Source organism: Pseudomonas sp. HY7a-MNA-CIBAN-0227 (assembly GCF_040310325.1).
Classification (GTDB): domain Bacteria; phylum Pseudomonadota; class Gammaproteobacteria; order Pseudomonadales; family Pseudomonadaceae; genus Aquipseudomonas.
The window spans coordinates 1-231 of sequence record NZ_JBEOPT010000387.1; the positions used below are offsets into that span (position 1 = coordinate 1).

Consider the following 231-nt stretch of genomic DNA (forward strand, 5'->3'; position numbering starts at 1 on the left):
GGGTACGGCTACGCGGCGATCACCGTGGCTTTTCTCGGGCGCCTGAATCCGCTGGGCATTCTGTTTGCCAGCCTGCTGATGGCCCTGCTGTACATCGGCGGTGAGAGCGCACAAATGAGCATGAATCTGCCGCAGGCGATCACCCAGCTGTTCCAGGGGATGATGCTGTTTTTCCTGCTCGCCAGTGATGTGCTGATTCTCTACCGACCGCGCCTGAACCTGCGCTGGGCC

Annotated in this window: 1 protein-coding gene; it reads left to right on the plus strand. The window is 61.0% G+C overall.

Translation table 11 applies throughout. From position 1 onward, the window contains the following. On the plus strand, positions 1–231 hold a 231-nt coding region (locus AAEZ06_RS28375), incomplete at both ends, for an ABC transporter permease subunit (RefSeq protein WP_502948076.1).